Raw genomic sequence first — 2,157 nt, forward strand, 5'->3', positions numbered from 1 at the left:
CTCCATACCTATTTATTCTTTTAGCAGCCGCTGGGATCGGCATTTGGCATCGATGGCGTATTGGTGCCTTGGTGATAGCGCTGATCTATGCCATTGCTGTTGGTGGTGGGCTAAAGCGTTACTATACTGTGCTCGATCGAGAAAATTGGCGTGGTTTAGTGGAAACCATTGCGACCAAAGAACAACCGGGTGATGTGATTGTTTGGTCGATTGGTCAGAGAATACCTGTAGCATTGAATCATTACTATCATGGCTCTACGACTATTGAGATTAAGGATGTACTGCCGCCATCGGTTAGAAAAAACGATCAGCAAGCGATAGAAGGTTGGATTAGCAGTTTACCCCCAACCCAATCTCGTTTATGGCTAGTTTACGTTAAGTCGTCGAAGCTATTTCGATCTGTTGTTAAAGAGCAATTTCAGATTGAAACCCAAGAGAAACCCATTGATGGGATAGAAATCTTTCTGCTTAAACCACGTTCTACTGATAAAACGTCTCAGGAGTAGACTTCGCCGCAGTTGTTTATTGAAGTGAGCCTAGAAGTAGTTATTGCCAGTTTTTAGCGATCGCAATTTCCTGAAATAACTCAAAGCGCAATTAATTCAAGAATGATATTTATAGTAATCTATAATACTAATCTAGAGATTGTAAACAAAAAAAGTCTTCAAGATAGAATTAGACAAAAGCACTGACAAGCCTGTCAACAAAATGACCAAACTATGTTTTTTGAGCAACAGGGGATGTAAAGATCCCACTAGTAAAGGCTGTCATCTTTGGGGAGTTTAGTATTTCCAATCAGTTGGAGTCTAATGGGCGACTTTCCAACTGAACCCAATTCCTTGGAAACAATTTCAGGTTAGGTGCAATTTGTCAAGCTGCTCGTAAAAAATTGTTACTATCCTTCAAATTACTTGGCTGCTCTAGGGTTTGAGATTTTTGAACGTTTGCGATCGCTAATTAAATGCTCATTAAATTGTGCTTTGGTTCTGTCGCCGGAAGCCTTACCGTAGGCCAACTCGAACACACAATACCCTCAAAAATTGTCCTGTGCTATAAATAATTGACTACAATGTTTAAACTACTAATAATAGCAATAAATTGAGAAGTTTGTAAATATTTATAAATTAATCCTTGACAAAAGAATTTTTTTATTTGATTCTCAAACCTGAGCCCAATTTACTTAAATTCTTAGGACTTACCCATTGCCCCCGTTGATCCTTTGAAACTAGGGGTAATTTCTGAGGATTACCCCCCAGATTTGGGGGGAGGGGGGTAAAACCCCCTAAACTTAATAAGTCCTAAGTCTGCTACACTTAGCAACTGTTATACTCGCGAAGTGTAGGTAGACAGAAAGTAAAGACAGATTCTAGATATCTAGAATCTGTTAAGTCTTTAAACGAAAATTCAGGAGAAGAAAATGACAACAGCTACAACAGATATTGCTCCGATACGGGCAACCATATCCAAGTGGTATTACAAGGAACTTTGGGACTGGGATCTCGATAAAATGGCTAATGTCGAAGAGCTCTCCAGCTTTATAGAGCTCGGCACCTTTCTCAAGTCCCTTCTTATTGCTGCAAATGGCGATGGAAAACTCTCAGAAGCCGAGAGAAAGTGGGTGATTGGACGGGCAGCAACCGCTGGAGCACCAGAGTCCTTATTGAAGGAGCTAGAAACCTATCCTGCCAACCAAGACATCTCGGAAGTCGTGACCAGTACCAATGTCACCAGCAAGGGTCGTAGAGCAGTGATTTACTTTGCCATCAAGGCGGCTGCTGCGGATGCCGAATATGCGGAAGGGGAAAAGGCAACCATTCGCAAGATGGCCAAAGCCATCGACATCTCCGAAGAAGTTGTTAAGGAAATTGAAGACCTCTGTCTCGAAGAAGAGCGCATCAAGCAGAAGCGTATTTCCCTGTGTTTGCCTGAGGGTGACCCCTATAATTAATTAATGTCTGCGGCCATTAAACTAAGCGGTAGTGGGAAAGATGTAGTGGTTTGGCTACGGTCTGGTAAAGGTAACGGAAGCTAAAATCACGTATTGTGTACCACAACCAACTCCCCAAAGCTTTCATAAGGTAGTAGTAGCACCATAGTGACTGGGTTATGGAAATAGTTGCATGAACAACTATCTTTGATATCTTTGATAGTATCTGT

1 protein-coding gene and 1 pseudogene are annotated in these 2,157 nt (G+C 41.5%); both read left to right on the plus strand.

Annotated features, from left to right (window positions below; translation table 11 throughout):
• A pseudogene (locus tag F6K38_RS40035) lies at positions 1 to 506 on the plus strand (hypothetical protein); the annotation flags it as partial.
• A gap of 911 nt (positions 507 to 1,417) precedes the next feature.
• Entirely contained in the window at positions 1,418 to 1,948 is a 531-nt protein-coding gene (locus tag F6K38_RS40040) for a tellurite resistance TerB family protein (RefSeq protein ID WP_287360433.1), read from the plus strand.
• The last annotated feature ends 209 nt before the right edge of the window (positions 1,949 to 2,157 follow it).

It is taken from the genome of Moorena sp. SIO3B2, assembly GCF_010692525.1.
Lineage (GTDB): Bacteria > Cyanobacteriota > Cyanobacteriia > Cyanobacteriales > Coleofasciculaceae > Moorena > Moorena producens.

Coding starts and splice junctions, on each gene's coding strand:
- F6K38_RS40040 (WP_287360433.1), top strand. CDS start 1,418: ATGACAACAGCTACAACAGATATTGCTCCGATACGGGCAACCATATCC.